This window comes from Mycoplana sp. MJR14, assembly GCF_029210525.1.
Classification (GTDB): domain Bacteria; phylum Pseudomonadota; class Alphaproteobacteria; order Rhizobiales; family Rhizobiaceae; genus Mycoplana.
In genome coordinates this window covers 108,231-125,592 of record NZ_JARGEO010000013.1, presented here as the reverse complement: position 1 = coordinate 125,592, position 17,362 = coordinate 108,231, and the positions used below count along the sequence as shown (strand labels likewise).

Here is a 17,362-nt window from a genome sequence, read left to right as displayed (position 1 = left end):
TTGCGTTGACGGCGTGACGACGCGGGAGCCGATGAACGCGGCCCGGATCGCGTCGGTGGGATCAAGCCGGGCGGGATGTTTCCGCCCGGCGGAGGTCGATGGCCCGGCTTATTCCCAGGGCATCAGCGATGCGTGGATGACGTCCGGGACGCCCTGGCCGCCGACGGAGCGGATGGCGAGGTCGGCATCCGTAAGGCCGAAGCGGTGGGTGGTGATCTTCTCCAGCGGGAAGCGGTTGGAAGCGATCTGCTCGAGCGCCAGTTCGCAGGCGAGGTAGCTGTGGCCGCGGGCGCTCTTGATGGTGATCGCCTTGGTGGTGACCTTTTCCAGCGGGAAGTTCGGGAACTCCTTCATCTCGCCCTGGACCAGGATCGTGCCCGCCTTGCGCTTCAAGGCCTCGACGCCGAGCAGGATCGGAATGGTGCCGGCGCCGGCCGTGCAGTCGAGCGAGATGTCGACACCCTTGCCGCCGGTGATCTCCATGATGCGGGCGAGCGGGTCTTCCTTCTGCACGTCGATGACATAGTCGGCGCCGAGCGCCTTGGCGACTTCCAGGCGGGCCGTGTCCTTCGTCGTTCCGGTCACGATGATCAGCGACGCGCCGGCCTGCTTGCAGACCACCGTCTGCGACAGGCCCTGCTGGCCCGGCCCCTGGATGAGCACGGTGGAATTGTAGCCGACGCCGGCGTCGAACAGGGACCACTCGACGCCGTTCGCCATGGGGGTGACGAGGCCGGCGAGCTCCGGCGTCACGCCCTTGGGCACGCGGTGAACGACGGCGTTCCACGGCAGGTAGACATATTGCGCGAAGCCGCCCCACAGATGCGGCGCGCGCTCGGCCGAGGTATAGCCGTAGCGGATGCCTTCGGGGTTGTTGCGCCAGTCGGTGTTTTCGCAATGGCGGTACTGGCCCTGGTGGCACCACTGGCACTTGCCGCACATCACATAGTGCTCGACGAAGACGAGATCGCCTTCCTTGAAGCCCTTGCGGCGGGTGAACTCCCGGCCGGCCTTGGCGATGTAGCCGATGTTCTCGTGGCCCATAATGGTGGGCGCGTTGTTCGGCGGGTTCTTGAACAGCTTGACATCGGTGCCGCAGATGCCGGCCACTTCCATCTTCAGGAGGGCCGCGTCCTCCGGAATGTCGGGCATCGGGAATTCCCGCATCTCCATCTTGCCCGGGCCGGTGCGAACCGCGGCGAGTACCTGTTGCGTCATCTCTTCATCCTTTCAAGTGCTGCCCGCCGAAGCGCGGCATGCCGTTTCCGCCCGGTTGGTTTTTCCGAATTGGTTTTTGACAGGCCGGACCCCGGCCTTTTAAGTATCGTTGTGCTGCCGGCCGCGATGCCCGCAGGTCAGGACCGACACCATGCTCAAATCCTCTGCCGCCCGTTCCGAAGCCGTCGCCGCCACCCGCCGGGTCAAGGCCTGGACGCGCGAACGCTTTTCGCTGGACGAGGATGTGGCGATCATGGTCTCGGAGGTTGCCTGCGGCCTGCCCGGATGCCCGCCGCTGGAAACCATCGTCGCCTTCTGGACCGCCCCCGATCGCCGCCACCAGTTCAAGGTCTTCAAGCGCGTCGCCGAGGTCGTGGAGGACGACCTGCCGCCCTACTGGATGAAGGACGCGATCATCTCCGACGGCGACCTGTCCTGTTGCTGAGGCGGGCGATGCGGTGAGCATGGCCGTCACCCCTTCCGGCCGGGACGGCCGCGCCTGGCAAGCTGCGCATCCAATCGCGGATAGACCCGCCGCGCATTGCCCTCGAAGATCTTGTAGCGGCTTTCCTCGTCGAGCGTCGTCAGCTGATCGAGATAGCGCTTGGTGTCGTCGTAATGATGGCCGGTCTCCGGATCGATGCCCTTGACGGCGCCGAGCATCTCGGAGGCGAACAGGATGTTGTCGACCGGGATGACCTTGGCCATCAGCTCGATGCCGGGATAGTGGTAGACGCAGGTGTCGAAGAAGACGTTGTTGAGCAGGTGCTCGGTCAGAAGCGGCTTCTTCATCTCCTGCGCCAGGCCGCGATAGCGCCCCCAATGGAAGGGAACGGCGCCGCCGCCGTGCGGGATCACGAACTTCAGCGTCGGGAAATCCCTGAACAGGTCGCCCTGGATGAGCTGCATGAAGGCGGTGGTGTCGCCGTTGATGTAGTGCGCGCCGGTGTGGTGGAAGCAGGGATTGCACGACGAGGTGACGTGGATCATCGCCGGCACGTCGAGTTCGCAGAGCTTCTCGTAGAGCGGATACCACTGCCGGTCGGTGAGCGGCGGATCGGTCCAGTAGCCGCCCGACGGATCGGGATTGAGATTGACGCCGACGAAGCCGAGTTCGTTGACGATGCGCTCTAGCTCGGGAATGCAGTTCTTTGGCGGCGCGCCCGGATGCTGCGGCAGCTGGCCGACGGCGGCGAAATTGTCCGGCAGCAGGGTGCAGATGCGGTGGATCAGGTCGTTGGACATCGCCGACCACTGCATGCTGACGGCCTCGGTGCCGACGTGATGGGCCATGCCGGCCGCGCGCGGCGAGAAGATGGTCAGGTCGCTGCCGCGCTCCTTCTGGAAGGCGAGCTGCGGCTCCACGGATTTCAGCAGCATCTCGTCGGTGATGCCGAGATCGGTGGTGAGCGGGCGGCGCATCGGGTCGGCGAGGCCGGCAAGCTGCCTGTCGCGGAACTGATGCAGCGCCTGCGGCTCGGTGGTGTAGTGTCCGTGAATGTCGATGATCATGGCTTTGTCCTTGACGGCCGGTGGCGGCTTCAGATCGCGGGGTAGAGTTCGTTGGCGTCGTAGAGCCGCGGCGTGACGCGCTGCTCGGCCGAATAGGCGAAGGCGAGCTGCAGCGAGGCGAGATTGGCGTCGAGGCCGTAGACCGGCGGCGGCGTCGCGCCATCGTCCTCAATGGCGATGCGGCGGGCCTCCTCGAACATCTCCATCAGTTCGCCGGCCAACCAGGGGTGGTCCTCGATCAGCGCCGTCTTGACCGTGAGCGTGTGGTTGATCGGCACGATGCCGGTGCGGGCGATCCACGCCTCGGCGGTCGCCTGCGCATCCGGGATGACGGTGCGGATGCCCGCGGGATCGACCTCGCGCTCGCCCATGATGGCGGCGAGCGCGCCCGACATCATCAGCGGCCTGAGCGCCAGTTCGCCCGTGTTGCGCTCGGTATTCGCCGGGTCCTCGTATTCGCTGAGATGGGCGTCTTCCATGGTGACCCAGGTGATGCCGTCGAGATCGAGGCCGTATTCGTGCCTGAGGAAGCCGCGCACCCAGACGCCGGACGTCTGGGCGTAGGCGCGCACGCCGACCCTGGTTCCCGCGAGGTCGCGCGGCCCTTCGACCGGGGAATCGACGGGACAGACGAGGTTGGTGTGGGGCAGGCGGCTCCAGAGCGGAATGGGAAGGCCGGTGATTGGCTTGCGGTAGTGATGGGCGAGCAGATGGGTGACGATCGCCATTTCGGAAACATCGAGATCGCTGCCGCGCACCATGGTGCGAAAGGCCTTCGGCAGGGGTTCGAACTCCTCGAAGACCAGCTCGACCCGGCTGGAGCGAACGCGTCCGTCCTTCAGGGGCTTCACGTGGTCGTGCTGTCCGACCGCCGTTTTCAGCACCAAGGGGTGAGCCATGTCGATTTTCCTCCAGATGAGAAGTGTTCTTTTATATGGAACAGCGTTCTCTTTTAAGTATCATACTGTGAATCGGTGTGCGGTCAATCGCGCCGCGCCAATTTTGTCGGATGGGGTCGAAAGCGGGGGCGGGGTTCAGACCTGCCCGGCGATGCTCAGGGCGAAATAGAGCGCGCCCGCCGCCGCCAAAAGCGGATAGGGCCCGACCTTGGTCCTGAGCAGGATGGCGCCCGCGACCAGGGTGGTCGCCAGCTCGACCGGCGAGAACTGGGCGGAGCGGCCGACGGCGAAGACGCCTGCGAAGATCAGCCCGACGGCGACAGGGGCGAGACCCTTTTCCGCCGCGATCGCCCAGGGGCGTCCGCGATGGCGCTGCCAGTAGCTGCCGACGGCGCAGATCAGGATGGACGAGGGCACGAAGATTGCGAGCGTCGCCAACACCGCCCCGAGCAGGCCGCTCACCTCCCAGCCGACGAGCGAGACGATCATCGTGCCGGGCCCGGGGGCTGCGCGCGATATGGCGTAGAGATCGGTGAAGCGCGCGCCCGACAGCATGTTCTGCACGTCGACCGTCTGGTGCTGCAGGCTGGCGATGATCGTCTGGCCGCCGCCGAAGGAGACCAGCGACAGCGGAATGCACATCATGATCAGGTTGAGGAGCTTGTCGTCATCCACGACCGTTTTTCCTTTCGAGCCAGAAGGTGGCGGCGACGCTGACGGGAATGGCGCCGAGGGCGACCGGAACGAGCGGCCAGCGCAGCACGCCGACGAGCAGGAACACGCCCGCCGCGATGCCGACGGGAAGCACATGCGCCTTCAGCCGCCGGGCGGTCTTGATGCCCATGGTCAGGCTCGATGCGATGCCGACGCAGGCGAGGCCCCGCAGCACCGCCTGCGCCTCCGGATAGGATCGCAGTTGCTGGTAGGCGAAGCTCAGCGCCAGGATGGCCAGGAAGGCCGGCATGATCATGCCGAGGAGGGCTGCGGCGGCGCCGCGCAGGCCCGCGAGCTTCAGCCCGATGTAGACGGCGAGATTGACCGGATTGGCGCCGGGCATGATCTGCGCGATCGTCAGCGTCTGCAGGAACTCGCTGTCCGTCAGCCAGCGGCGGCGTTCGACGATCTCGCGATGCGTCCAGCCGGTCATCCCGCCGCCGAACGAAGATGCCCCGAGCCGCAGGAAGGATGTGAGCAGCTCCAGCACCGTCACCGGCTGGACCGCCACGGCTTCACTCTTGTCGACGGGTTTGTCCATTTCTACTCCGAACGGCATCAGCCCGCCGGCAGCGGGCCGGGGGGTGGGCGCAATCATGGCCGGAAAGGCGCGGCATCGGTGCGTCGCGCGACGAAGGGAATGCTAGGGGCCAAGGAAGGGCGAAGTCCATGCCATTTCGGCTTAGCTTCGAAGTAAGAAAAACTTAATGCGCTGGCGTCCATATTCCGGAATGCTAAAATGTCCTGGGCGTGCGCGGTCCTGGAGGGCGCCGCAAAGGCGGTTTGCGCACCGTCGGCGAAATCGGCGACGAGTATTAGCGATTTCAAAAAGATAGATGCCGATCCGGCGTCGGCGGCGGACGGCGCGCGCATCGCTCGAAGCCGCTGTCCGCGCAAAAACTGCTGGACTAAGCATAATTTTTTGCTTTGGACAAACGCTGGCCCGGTGGCGCTAATTGACAAATGCGAATGGCAGACAGCCGACGCGAAAAGACGGCAGTTGCCCAGCCTGCGGGAGGAAATCGCAGGCCAATGCCAGACGGGAGGAAGCGCTGCGCAGGCAGCGTCGTTTCCGTCTCACGGGAGGATTGGAACCAAAAATGATCGAGACTATGTTCGGGGCGCTCTTCAGTCTTGTGAGCACGCCCCACATCATGGGTCTCATGCTGATTGCGGTCGTGTGCGGCCTGCTCGTCGGCGTGATGCCCGGTATCGGTGGAAAGCTCTCCATCGCCATGGCAATTCCGTTTGTCTACGGCATGGATATGGTTGCGGGTGCGGTTTTTCTTCTGACGCTGCACGCCGTCAACGGCACCAGCGGTCAGATATCCAGCATCATGTTCGGTATTCCGGGCGACGGCGACGACGCCGCAACGACGCTTGACGGCTATCCCCTTGCCAAGCAGGGGCAGGCAGCCCGGGCGCTCGGCGCCAGCATCACGGCGTCCGGCGTCGGCGGCATCATCGGCGCCGTCGTCTTCGCCATCATGATCCCCGTGCTCGAGCCGGTCATCCTGATGTTCAGCCCGGCCGAATTCTTCCTGATCGCCCTTCTCGGCATCAGCTTCATCGCCTTCCTCGCCAGCGGCAGCAAGATCGTCAAGGGCCTCATCGTCGGCTTCTACGGCCTGATGCTGTCGACCATCGGCATGGACCCGATCACCGGAACGCCCCGCTACGCCGGCGACATGCTGTTCCTGTGGGACGGCGTCAGCCTCGTGACCGCCGTGCTTGCGATGTTCGCGGTGCCGGAAATGCTGTCGCTCGCCACCAAGGGCGGCTCGATCTCGGCCGTGTCCATGGACAAGGGCTTTTCCTATCGCCAGCTTCTGTCGGGCGTCGCGGAAGTGCCGCGCCACTGGTGGCTGGTCATCCGCACCTCGGTCATCGGCGCCGTCATCGGCATGATCCCGGGCCTCGGCGGCTCGACCGCGGCCTGGCTTTGCTACGGCCACGCCGTGCAGAGCTCGAAGACGCCGGAACGCTTCGGCAAGGGCGCCATCGAAGGCGTCATCGCCCCGGAGACCGCCAGCAACGGCAAGGAAGGCGGCTCGCTGCTGCCGACTCTGTTCTTCGGCATCCCCGGCAGCTCGGGCATGGCGGTCCTGCTCGGCGCCTTCCTCATCCTCGGCATCCAGCCGGGTGCGACGATGGTGACCAAGCATCTCGACCTCGTCTGGACGCTGATCTGGGCGCTCGTGGTCGGCAATCTGATCGCCGTCGGCATCCTCTTGGTCTCCTGCCGCTGGATCGCGGTGCTGACCTTCGTCAACGGCCGCATGCTGGTGCCTTTCATCCTGATCTTCGTGACGATCGGCTGTTTCGTCAGCGACGTGCAGTGGCAGAACCTGGTGGTCCTCGTGCTCTTCAGCGCGATCGGCTACGGCTTCCAGCGCGCCGGCTGGCCCCGCTCGCCCTTCGTCATCGGCCTGGTGCTCGGCGGACAGGCGGAAGCCTCGCTCCATCAGGCGCTGCAGTTGTGGGGCTATTCCTTCTTCCTGCGTCCGCTGTCGCTCGTGCTGATCAGCATGATCGTCGGCCTGATGGTCTACGCCTTCTACCGTAACTTCCGGCCGGGCAAGCCCCATGCCGGCATGGAGGTCAACACATGAGACACTATTCCTTCAGCACCTGGCTCACCATCATCATGCTCGTCTTCTTCAGCGTGATGGTCGGGCTGGCGATGGAATTCCCGGCAAAGGCTCGTTTCATGCCGCTGATCGTGGGGGTTCCGGCCATCGTCCTCTGTCTCGTCCAGCTGGCGATAGACCTCTTCCACTCGCCGAAGAGCGCCTTCCACGGCGCCCCGCGCGCCGGCATCGCCCATGAGGTGCCCGGCATGGAGCCGGAACTGCCCGAATTCGGTCCGCACACGGTGTCCCAGGAAATCACCATGTGGATCTACTTCGTGGCCTTCGTGGCGGGCATCCTGGCCTTCGGGTTCTATGTCAGCATCCCGATCCTGCTGGTGACGTTCCTGCGCAGACAGGCGGAGGCGTCGTGGAGGATGACCCTTTCGCTCGCTGTCGCCGCACCGCTCGTTCTCTACCTGATGTTCGGCGCCCTGCTGCACATCCAGCTGTTTTCCGGCTTCGTCACGCCGCGCCTTCTGACCTTGCTCGGCATCGGCGCGATCTGAGGACTTGCGAAAGACGGGCGTCCCGAAACCGGGGCGCCGCGACCATCAGAAATGGAAGGCATTGGGCACTGGCCGGTTCGACCGGCGGTGGAGGATCCTTTGCATCCTGATCAGGCAGTTTCGGCAACTTGGGAGGAGACAATGCACATGATTGGAAAGGCTTCGACACTGGCGCTGACCGCCGCGCTTCTTGCGGCCGGGTCGCAGGGCGCCCGGGCCGAGGACGGGGCGGCCTTCTTCGACGGCAAGACCGTCACCTATATCGTCGCCACGTCGCCGGGCGGTGTCTATGACACCAACGGCCGGCTGGTGGCGCAGTACATGCAGAAGCACCTGCCGGGCTCGACCTTCGTCGTCCAGAACATGCCGGGCGCCGGCCACCTGATCGGCACCAACTATATCTACGCGTCCGAGCCGGACGGGCTGACCTTCGGCACCTTCAACACCGGTCTGATCTACGGGCAGCTGAGCGGCGATCCGAACATCAAGTTCGACCTGACGAAGATGTCCTTCATCGGCAAGGTCGCGTCCGATCCGCGCGTCATCATCGTGACGAAGGAATCGGGCATCGAGAGCTTTGCCCAGCTGCAGGCGCTGCAGCAGCCGATCAAGTTCGCCACGGCGGGCAAGGGCAGTGCCTCGATGATCGAGGCGACGATGTTCGTGAAGGCCCTGAAGCTGCCGATCCAGGTCGTATCGGGCTATAATGGCAACGAAGACCAGCTCGCCATGATGCGCGGCGAGGTGCAGGGCGTGATCGGTTCGCGCTCGGAGTTCCAGCAATTCATCGATGAGGGCAAGGGCCGGATCCTTGCCCAGGTCGGTGGCAACGACACGGACGTGCCGCAGCTCTCCTCGATGATCGACGGAGATACGGCCAAGCAGGTCGTTGCGCTGATCGAGTCCCAGAGCGGGATTTCACGCCTGACCGCCGGTCCGGCAGGCATACCGGAAGACCGTCTCAAGGCGCTCCGCGACGCCTATGTCGCAGCCACATCCGACCCGGAATTCATCGAGAAGGCCCGCACGCTGGGCCTGCCGGTCGATCCGCTCGTCGGTAACGACGTCAGTGCCCTCGTCGAGAAAGCCCTCGACCAGAAGCCCGACGTCATCGACGCACTGAAAGAAGCATTGAGCGAGGGCTGAGGCTCGCTCTTCACCGACTACAACTGGGAGGGAACCCGATGAGCATGCATGTACTACACAAAGTCATTTTCGGCGCAGCGACGATCGCCGCGATGGCTGCGACGCCGACTTTCGCACAGGAAGGCGCCGAATTCTTCAACGGAAAGACGGTCAACTACATCGTCGCAACCGCTCCGGGCGGCGGCTACGACACCAATGCCCGTCTCGTCGCCGAATTCATGCAGAAATATCTGCCCGGCTCGACCTTCGTCGTCCAGAACATGCCGGGCGCCGGCCACCTGATCGGCGCCAACTACGTCTATGCCTCCGAGCCGGACGGCCTGACCTTCGGCACCTTCAACACCGGCCTCATCTACGGCCAGCTGGCCGGCGACCCCGCCATCAAGTTCGACCTCGGCAACATGTCGTGGATCGGCAAGGTCGCGTCCGACCCGCGCGTCATCGTCGTCACCAAGGATTCGGGCATCGAAAGCTTCGAGCAGCTGAAGAACAGCAAGGAGCCGGTGAAGTTCGCCTCCGCCGGTGTCGGCAGCGCCTCCACCGTCGAGACGACCATGCTCGTCAAGGCGCTCGGCCTGCCGGTCGAAATCGTCTCCGGCTACAATGGCGGCGACGACCAGCTCGCCATGCGCCGCGGCGAAGTGCAGGGCATCATCGCCTCGCGGTCGTCGTTCCAGGAGTTCGTCAATGAGGGCAATGCGAAGATCATTGCCCAGATCGGCGGCTCGGAAAGCGACGTGCCGCAGCTCTCCTCCATGACCGACGACGCCGAGGCCCAGAAGGTGATCGCGCTCGTCGCCTCGCAGAGCAACATTTCGCGTCTGTCGGCCGGCCCGGCCGGTATCCCCGAAGATCGCCTGCAGGCCCTGCGTGACGCCTATACGAAGGCGACCACCGATCCGGCGTTCCTGGAAAAGGCGAAGTCGCTCGGTCTGCCGGTCGACCCGAAGGTCGGCGATGACGTGGCAACCGTGGTCAAGGCCGCGCTCAACCAGTCGCCGGAAATCGTGACCTTCCTCCAGGAAACGCTGAAGAAGGACTGATCGTCAGACCAAGACAGCGGGCGGCTTCCGGCGAGGCCGCCCGCCCTGTGTCGAGCCGACCCGGGACTGGGCCACAGCATCTGACATTGCAGCCGGCCCGGCCGTGATCATTCGAGGTGAACATGAGAATTGCAGTCATCGGTGCAGGCGAGATGGGCCTTGCCATGGGCGGTCACATCAGAAGGAAGGGCTTCGAGGTCTCGGCGTTCGATATCAGCCCGGAAAGGCTGAAACAGGCGGCCGAGCAGGGCCTCCAACCGAAGAACAGCATCGACGATGCCGCAGGCTCCGCAGACGTGTTCCTGCTGGTCGTCGCGACCGACCAGCAGGTGGTCGAGGTCTGCGACGGGCTGTCGGACGCCGCCGGCGCAACGATCGTGGTGGCCGCGACCATCAGCCCCGAGACGATGCTGGCGCTGAAGCCGCGCATCGAGGCGCGCGGGCAGCATCTCGTCGATGCGCCCGTGGTCTACGGCGCTTCGGGTGCCCGCGACGGGACGCTCCTGTCGCTGTGCGGCGGCGCGGAGGCGGACGTGGAGCGGGTGCGGCCGCTGCTTGCCTGCTACAGCCGCGACGTCGTGCATGTCGGCCCGCTCGGGGCGGGGCAGATCGCCAAGTCCTGCAACAATCTCCTGCACTGGATCCATTGCGTCGCGAATTTCGAGACGCTGCTGATTGCCAAGCGCTACGGGCTCGACGCCCAGCGCATGCGCGAAATCCTGCTCGCCTGCCCCGGAACCAACGGCACGCTCGCCCGCTGGGACACGACCCGCTTCACCTGGCAGGAAAAGGACATGGACGTGACGATGGAGCTCGCCCAGAAGGCAGGGCTGATGCTGCCGCTCTCGGGCCAGGTGGACCAGATCGTCAAGACCCTGAAGGCGGCCGACGTGAAGGAACTGCTCTACGGCCCGGAGGCGACCTATCTCGGCCGCACCGTGCGGCCGCTCGCAGCGAGCGAGGGCGGCCTGGCCTGATCCTCGGGCGCCGGACCGTGCGCTTGGGAAAATGTCTTTTCCGAAAACGCACTACCGGCGCCGGCCCCGAAATTCCATAGTTCGGCCACGCTACAGAGCCGAAAAGAACAGCGAAAGTGAAAGAGATGACCAGCACGCCCAGCACATCGCCTCTCGAGCCGACGGTGACGCCTGATCCGGGAAACCGCAAGTTCCTGGTCGATCCCTACAAGGATTGGTCGAAGAACGAAGGCATTCCGATCCATCTCGATCTCGGCCACGACCTCCTGGCCCTGGAGACCGGCGAATGGGACCGCTACGAGGCGCGCGGCTGCTTCGCCCACACCCACGGCATGGGCGACTTCATGGCGAACTACGTCATCGAAGTCCTGCCGGGCAAGAAGACCCGGCCGGTCAAGCACCTCTATGAGGCCTTCTTCTACGTCCTGTCCGGCTACGGCTCGACGACCGTCTGGCTTCCGAGCGGCGAGACCCGCACCTTCGAATGGGGTCCCAAGGCGCTGTTTGCCATTCCGCTCAATTGCAAGTATCAGTTCAACAATGGCTCCGGCATCGAGACGGTGCGGCTCTCCTGCACCAACAATGCGCCGCTGACCATCAATCTCTACCACAATCTCGATTTCGTCTTCGCCAACGACTTCGTCTTCCAGGATCGCATCGGCGGCGCCAAGCACTTCGACGGCGACGGATCGCTCTATTCCTACGGGCTGGATTCGGCCCGCAAGGTGCAGAACATCTGGGAGACGAATTTCGTCCACGACCTGACGAGCTTCAAGCTCTACGAGTTCGAAGGCCGCGGCAGGGGCTCGCTCAACGTCAACTTCGTGCTCGCCGACGGCACCATGCACTCGCATGTTTCGCAGATGCCGGTCGGCCGCTACAAGAAGGCCCATCGCCACGCCGCCGGCACCCACGTCCATGCGGTCGACGGCGAGGGCTATTCGCTGATGTGGTACGAGGGCGACAGCGAATTCAAGGAGATCCCGTGGCGGCACGGCTTCATGTACACGCCGCCTTTCTGGATGTATCACCAGCACTTCAACACCTGCGGCCAGCCGGCGCGCTATGTCGCCTGCAGCCTCGGCAGCCGCCGCTATCCGTTCATCTCGCTCAGGCGCAAGAGCGCCGAAGGCGGCGGGGCGACCTCGGTGAAGGATGGCGGGCGCCAGATCGAGTACGAGGATCAGGATCCGCGCGTTCACCGCAAATTCCTGGAGGAGCTGCAGAAGACCGGCGTTCCTTCGGCAATGGGCGATCTGTTCGACGAGGCGGCGATCATGGCCCTGCCGAAGGAGAGCTTGACGGGGGTCATCCAGACGCCGATCCTCGCAGGCCCCGCAAGCTGAGCGCTCTGAAGGGCGGGAAAGACCAGGGGAGGCGGCAGGAACGTGCACGATCTCGACTTCGAACACGAACATGAGGACATGTCCGAGAGCGAGCGGCAGGAGATCGCCGACTGGCTGTGGAAGCAGGAGACGGTCGAACTCCTGACCGTCGGCATCGACATCGGCAGCTCCACCTCGCATCTGCTCTTCGCCCGCGTCGTGCTGCGCCGGGAGACGGAGGATCTGTCCAGCAGCTTCGTGGTGATCGACCGGCAGATCGTCTGGCGTTCGCCGATCCTGCTCACGCCCTTCCTGCCGGACGGCACGATCGACGCGCGGGAACTACGCCATTTCTTCCAGCATTGCTACGAGGATGCCGGCTACCGCCGCAGCCATATCGACACCGGGGCGGTGATCCTGACCGGTGAGGCGATCAAGAAGACGAATGCGCGGGCGATCGACGAGATCTTCGCCAACGAATCCGGCCGCTTCGTTTGCGCCACGGCAGGACACAAGCTCGAATGCATGCTGGCGGCGCACGGATCCGGCGCCACGGCGCTGTCGAAGAAGCGCGGCGCCTGCGGCCTCCATGTCGACATCGGCGGCGGGACGACGAAGCTCGCCCTGATCGACAATGGCGAGATCATCAGCGTCGCAGCCTTTGCCGTCGGCGGCAGGCTCGTTGCACAGGACCGGCAGGGCGTCTGGTCGCGGCTCGACGATTCGGCCCGCCTCGTCGCCGAGGAACTCGGGATCGCCACCGACGCCGGCGCGATGGCGGACCCGGCCAACAGGACGGCGATCGCCCGGCGTCTTGCCGCTCTCGCCGTGGACGAGATCCTGGGCGGGCCGCTCGACGCCCTCGGCCAGCGCTTCCTTCTGACCGAGCCGCTCGAGCGGCGCGTGGCGCCGAGCTATCTCACCTTCTCCGGCGGCGTCTCGGAATACATCTTCGGCTACGAGGACAAGGACCATGGCGACATCGCCCGGCTGCTGGCCGACGAGATCGTCACGCAGCTCACCCCGCGCATCGGCATCCCGATCGTCGATGCCGGGCAGCGCATACGGGCGACCGTCATCGGCGCCTCGCAGTTCACCGTGCAGGTGAGCGGCAAGACGCTCTACATGAACGGTGCCGACGTCCTGCCGCGGCACAACATCCCGGTGGTCCATCTCGGCCGGGAACTTCCCGACGTCATCGACGCGACGGAGATCGCCGAAGCCTTCCGCCAGAGCGCCGACCGGCAGGACCGCGACACGGCGGCGATGGTGGCGTTTGCCTTCTCCTGGACGGGCGCGCCGGACTATCAGCGGCTGCTGGCGGTGGCGCAGGCGATCAAGGCGGTCGCAGCACCCGACGGCAAGCGCGCGGAGCCGCTCGTGCTGATGATAGACGGAGACGTGGGCCAGACGATCGGCCGCATCCTCGACCGCGAGCTCGGGATCCATTCCCACCTGATTTCCGTCGACGGCGTGCGCCTGAAGGATCTCGACTTCGTCGATCTGGGCGAGTTCATGAACCCGCCGGGCGTCATCCCCGTTGTCATCAAGTCCCTGCTCTTCTCCTGAATTGCCGGACGCGACGGCTTGTGCCAATACGTTGGCGATGGTCAGTTCTTCCGATGCAACGCGATCGAGCTTCGACGGGCTCGATCTGAACGATATCGTCATCTTTGCGCGCGTGGTACAGCACGGAAGCTTTACCGCTGCGGCGAAGCTGTTCGGCAAGTCGCCGTCCTACATGAGCAAGCACGTCACGCAGCTCGAGAACGTCTTGAAGCTGACGCTGCTCAACCGCTCGACGCACAACGTGTTCTTGACCGATGCCGGCTCGGTGTTCTTCGATCACTGCGTGCGGATCCTGTCGGAGATCGAGGCGGCGAAGGCCGACGCGAGCGGCCTCGGCACCGAGCTGATCGGCACCTTGCGGGTGCATTCCACGCCCGGGGTCGGCCAGGCCCTCGTTGCGCCGGCGATCATCGAGTTCAACGCGCTCTATCCGACGGTGAAGGTCGAGCTGACGGTATCGGCCAGCTCCGTCAATCTGATGGAGCGCGGCGTCGATGTCGTCATCGGCAGCCGTGACTTCGATGACGATGATTCCTTTCACACCGGCCTCTTCGAGCGCAAGCTCGGCCCGGCGCCCTATGTCATCTGCGCCGCGCCGGCCTACCTGGAGCGGCATCCTCGCCCGGAAAAGCCACAGGACCTGCGCCACCACAATTGCCTGATCCATACGACCCAGAAGCCGGACCCCAGGCTCTGGACCGCACGGCTCGGCGAGCAGGACGTCGCGGTGCAGGTGGACGGCGTCTTCCATTCCAATTTCGAGAGTGCGATCGTCCTGGCCGCGGTTCAGGGGGCGGGGATCGCCCGCCTGCCGCTCTACAGCGTCGCACGGGAGATCGATTCCGGCGGGCTCGTTTCGATCTTCGAAAGCCAGATCATTTCCCGGCGGGTCATCAAGGCCTTCTATCCGAAGAGCCGCTTCGTGCCGAAGAAGCTGCGTGCGTTCCTTGCGATCCTCGAAGCGCGGCTGAAGGTATCGGTGCCGGGATAGATGAACAACGGTAGTGCTGAAGCTCAGCGGAAAGGGACAGGCGTGGCAGACAGGAAGCCGACAGTTCTCATGATCATGGACGGGTGGGGCTGGCGCGAAGACCCGCACGGAAACGCCATCCTCCAGGCAACGACGCCCAATTTCGACCGCATGTGGGCGCGTTGTCCCCACGCTTTCCTGACGACGCACGGCCCCGCGGTCGGTCTGCCGGAAGGGCAGATGGGCAATTCGGAGGTGGGCCACCTCAACATCGGCGCAGGGCGCATCGTCATGCAGGACCTGCCGCGCATCGACGCGGCCGTGGCGGACGACAGCCTGACGAAACTGCTGGCCGGCACCGGCCTGCCTGCGCTGTTGCAGGAGACGGGCGGCGCCTGCCACATCATCGGCCTCGTCTCCCCGGGCGGGGTCCATGCGCATCAGGATCACATCGCCGCACTGGCGCGAGCCCTCGTAGCACTCGGTGTGAAACCGGTCATTCACGCCATCACCGACGGTCGCGACACGCAACCGGGATCGGCGGGCGACTTTCTGGCCCGCCTCTCCGCCGGTTTGCCGGCCGAGGCCACGATCGCAACGGTCAGCGGCCGCTTCTATGCCATGGATCGCGACAACCGATGGGATCGTGTCGAGCGGGCCTATCGGGCCATCGTATCCGGCCAGGGCAATGTGGCCGAGACTGCGCAAAAGGCCGTCGGCGAGGCTGCCGAACGCGGCGAGACGGACGAGTTCATCGCCCCGACGGTGATCGACGGCTACAGAGGCATCCGGGACGGCGACGGCGTCCTCTGTGCCAACTTCCGTTCGGATCGCGTCCGCGAAATTCTGGGCGCGCTGCTCCTGCCGGCGTTCTCCGGTTTTCAGCGACAGGATCGGCCGCGTCTGGCGATGGCGATCGGCATGGTGTCCTACAGCGCGGAGCTCGATGCGGTCATGCACACGCTGTTTCCGCCGCAATCTTTGGTGGACGGTCTGAGCGAGACCGTATCGAAGGCCGGTCGCACGCAGATCCACATGGCGGAGACGGAAAAATACCCCCATGTCACCTACTTCCTGAACGGCGGTCGCGAGGCGCCCTTTGCGTCGGAAGACCGCCGCATCGTGCCCTCGCCGAAGGTCGCGACCTATGATCTGCAGCCGTCGATGTCGGCGCCGGAGCTGGCGGGACAGGTGGTCGAGGCGATCGACAGCGGTGCGTACGACCTCGTCGTCGTGAACTTCGCCAATCCGGACATGGTCGGCCATACCGGCAACCTTGCCGCCGCGATCGAGGCGGTCGAAACGGTGGATGCCGCGCTCGGCCAGGTCTCCGACCGCGTGGCGGCCGCCGGCGGCAGTCTGCTGGTCATTGCCGATCACGGAAACTGCGAGATGATGATCGACCCGGTCAACGGCGAGCCGCACACCGCACATACGCTCAATCCCGTGCCGGTCTTCCTGTTCGGGCGCGAGGATGTGCGCGCGCTGCACGACGGCATCCTCGCCGATGTCGCGCCGACCATCCTTTCGCTCATGGGCATAGAAAGGCCGGCGGCCATGACCGGCACGTCCCTCATTTCGAGCGACAGCACGAGCGAGCAAGTCTAGCCGGGCGCTGCATGCGGAGGCCACAGGCCAGTCTCCATCGTTTCGGGCCCCGCACCAGATCAACCCAAAGCCCGCTGTCCAAAAGACGGCGGGCTTTCTTACGGTGGCGGGCACGTCAGGCGGCGCGGTGCGGTCGTCGGGACTTCCGGAAAGCGATGTTCTTCGTCTGCGGGCGCGGTTGATTTCGAACCGGAATCTCTGTCTATTTGGAGGGGAAGGAATTGTATTTCAAATATTGAAGTATAATTGGAGTTCAGGTGGGCGATGATCGTATATTCTGACGATAACCTTGAAGTCATACATCGTGCCGGGTCCTCGCCCTATCTGCTCGTCACCTTCAACGAGATGGAGATGCAGGCGAACGGCAGCCGGTACTGGGGGCAGCGGTTCTGCGACAAGGCGGACATTTCGGCGTTGGGCTTCATCAGCCGACGGCCGAACTGGTTTCCGGCGGCAAGCATCGTCAAGGCGGTCGATGCGGTCGCACCGATCCTGCGCGCGGCACCCGAGCGGATCCTCTACGGCCACTCGCAGGGCGGCTACGCGGCGCTGCGCTACCGCAGGCGTTTCGACGCCACGATCGCCATCGCCTTTTGCCCGCAGGTCTCGATCGATCCGAAGGCCGTTCCGTTCGACGGCCGGTTCGCACGGCATTTCTCGCCGGAGCTTCACGCCAGGATGGGGATCGCGCCCGATCACGCCGCCGGCCGCGCCTATCTCTTCTTCGATCCGTTCCATGCCGTCGATCGCCGGCATGCGGAACGGATCGCCGCACTGCAGGAGCGGACGAATCTCATCCCGGTACACATGACGGGGCACGGCACCGTCCGGGCCTTCACCGGGACGGCGCGCGCGCTGTCGCTGATCGAGGCCTGCCGCGACGACGATCTGGCGCTACTGCGGGCGCTGGTCCGCACGGCCAGGGTCGCGGCGCCGATGCGGCCCTATCAGATCGCGATGACGGCGATCGCGCGCCACCGTGCCTGGGCCGACCACTTCCATGCACGGTTCGGCGCCGGCTTCTCTCCGGTCGAGCGGGCAAACTTCCTCTACCACCGCGCCAACCGCCACATTCGCGACGGTGATCTCGCGACGGCGCGGACCATGCTCGAGGACGCCCTGGCCTCTCAGCCGGGCAACCTCGGCTTCGCCCACCGCATCGCCGAACTGGACGGCCGCATCGCGCGCAGCCGCGGGGCGGACGGCGGCGGCACCCTTTCCTGATCCGACTCGTCCTCCGGG

16 protein-coding genes are annotated in these 17,362 nt (G+C 65.0%); 11 read left to right on the top strand and 5 right to left on the bottom strand.

Annotated elements, in window-relative coordinates; all coding sequences use genetic code 11:
- Nucleotides 1–108: 108 nt before the first annotated feature.
- Complete coding sequence (locus P0086_RS22835; RefSeq protein ID WP_275790240.1) at nt 109–1,218, bottom strand: alcohol dehydrogenase catalytic domain-containing protein; 1,110 nt, start codon at nt 1,216–1,218, stop codon at nt 109–111.
- Nucleotides 1,219–1,369: 151 nt separating this feature from the next.
- Between P0086_RS22835 and P0086_RS22830 the strand changes: the two genes are divergently transcribed.
- Nucleotides 1,370–1,663, top strand: a complete 294-nt coding sequence (locus P0086_RS22830) for a hypothetical protein (RefSeq protein ID WP_112598234.1) — start codon at nt 1,370–1,372, stop codon at nt 1,661–1,663.
- A 26-nt stretch (nt 1,664–1,689) separates the two neighbouring features.
- On the opposite strand, the gene P0086_RS22825 is transcribed toward P0086_RS22830, so the two are convergent.
- From P0086_RS22825 to P0086_RS22810, 4 genes are all read right to left on the bottom strand, one after another.
- Nucleotides 1,690–2,730 carry an amidohydrolase family protein gene (locus P0086_RS22825; RefSeq protein ID WP_112598235.1) on the bottom strand — a complete coding sequence of 347 codons (1,041 nt, stop codon included), beginning with the start codon at nt 2,728–2,730 and terminating at the stop codon, nt 1,690–1,692.
- A gap of 29 nt (nt 2,731–2,759) precedes the next feature.
- On the bottom strand, nt 2,760–3,629 hold the full coding sequence (locus tag P0086_RS22820) for a hypothetical protein (RefSeq protein WP_275790236.1): 870 nt from the start codon (nt 3,627–3,629) through the stop codon (nt 2,760–2,762).
- Between the two features lie 135 nt (nt 3,630–3,764).
- Nucleotides 3,765–4,304, bottom strand: coding sequence for a chromate transporter (locus tag P0086_RS22815; RefSeq protein ID WP_275790234.1), 540 nt, complete (start codon nt 4,302–4,304; stop codon nt 3,765–3,767).
- On the bottom strand, nt 4,297–4,884 hold the full coding sequence (locus tag P0086_RS22810; RefSeq protein ID WP_275790231.1) for a chromate transporter: 588 nt from the start codon (nt 4,882–4,884) through the stop codon (nt 4,297–4,299). Before P0086_RS22810 ends, P0086_RS22815 begins: the two co-directional genes overlap by 8 nt.
- A gap of 559 nt (nt 4,885–5,443) precedes the next feature.
- Here P0086_RS22810 and P0086_RS22805 point away from each other — a divergent pair.
- The 10 genes from P0086_RS22805 to P0086_RS22760 all read left to right on the top strand — a co-directional run bounded on the left by P0086_RS22805 (nt 5,444) and on the right by P0086_RS22760 (nt 17,344).
- The gene (locus P0086_RS22805; protein WP_112598241.1) at nt 5,444–6,955 is read left to right on the top strand and encodes a tripartite tricarboxylate transporter permease; all 1,512 of its coding nucleotides are present in this window, start codon (nt 5,444–5,446) and stop codon (nt 6,953–6,955) included.
- Nucleotides 6,952–7,482, top strand: coding sequence for a tripartite tricarboxylate transporter TctB family protein (locus tag P0086_RS22800; protein WP_275790228.1), 531 nt, complete (start codon nt 6,952–6,954; stop codon nt 7,480–7,482). Before P0086_RS22805 ends, P0086_RS22800 begins: the two co-directional genes overlap by 4 nt.
- A 147-nt stretch (nt 7,483–7,629) precedes the next feature.
- Nucleotides 7,630–8,628 carry a tripartite tricarboxylate transporter substrate-binding protein gene (locus P0086_RS22795; protein WP_275790225.1) on the top strand — a complete coding sequence of 333 codons (999 nt, stop codon included), beginning with the start codon at nt 7,630–7,632 and terminating at the stop codon, nt 8,626–8,628.
- Nucleotides 8,629–8,666: 38 nt separating this feature from the next.
- On the top strand, nt 8,667–9,671 hold the full coding sequence (locus tag P0086_RS22790; protein ID WP_112598246.1) for a tripartite tricarboxylate transporter substrate-binding protein: 1,005 nt from the start codon (nt 8,667–8,669) through the stop codon (nt 9,669–9,671).
- Between the two features lie 122 nt (nt 9,672–9,793).
- The gene (locus tag P0086_RS22785) at nt 9,794–10,648 is read left to right on the top strand and encodes an NAD(P)-dependent oxidoreductase (RefSeq protein ID WP_112615552.1); all 855 of its coding nucleotides are present in this window, start codon (nt 9,794–9,796) and stop codon (nt 10,646–10,648) included.
- A gap of 125 nt (nt 10,649–10,773) precedes the next feature.
- Nucleotides 10,774–11,994 carry a hypothetical protein gene (locus P0086_RS22780; RefSeq protein WP_275790221.1) on the top strand — a complete coding sequence of 407 codons (1,221 nt, stop codon included), beginning with the start codon at nt 10,774–10,776 and terminating at the stop codon, nt 11,992–11,994.
- Between the two features lie 42 nt (nt 11,995–12,036).
- Nucleotides 12,037–13,542, top strand: coding sequence for an ethanolamine ammonia-lyase reactivating factor EutA (locus P0086_RS22775; protein WP_275790219.1), 1,506 nt, complete (start codon nt 12,037–12,039; stop codon nt 13,540–13,542).
- A gap of 37 nt (nt 13,543–13,579) precedes the next feature.
- Nucleotides 13,580–14,533: a LysR family transcriptional regulator gene (locus P0086_RS22770; protein ID WP_275790217.1), complete on the top strand. Its 954-nt coding sequence runs from the start codon at nt 13,580–13,582 to the stop codon at nt 14,531–14,533.
- A 42-nt stretch (nt 14,534–14,575) separates the two neighbouring features.
- Nucleotides 14,576–16,120 carry a 2,3-bisphosphoglycerate-independent phosphoglycerate mutase gene (gene gpmI, locus P0086_RS22765; protein ID WP_275790214.1) on the top strand — a complete coding sequence of 515 codons (1,545 nt, stop codon included), beginning with the start codon at nt 14,576–14,578 and terminating at the stop codon, nt 16,118–16,120.
- Between the two features lie 264 nt (nt 16,121–16,384).
- Nucleotides 16,385–17,344 (top strand): hypothetical protein, encoded by a 960-nt coding sequence (locus tag P0086_RS22760; RefSeq protein ID WP_275790211.1) that lies wholly within the window; start codon nt 16,385–16,387, stop codon nt 17,342–17,344.
- The last annotated feature ends 18 nt before the right edge of the window (nt 17,345–17,362 follow it).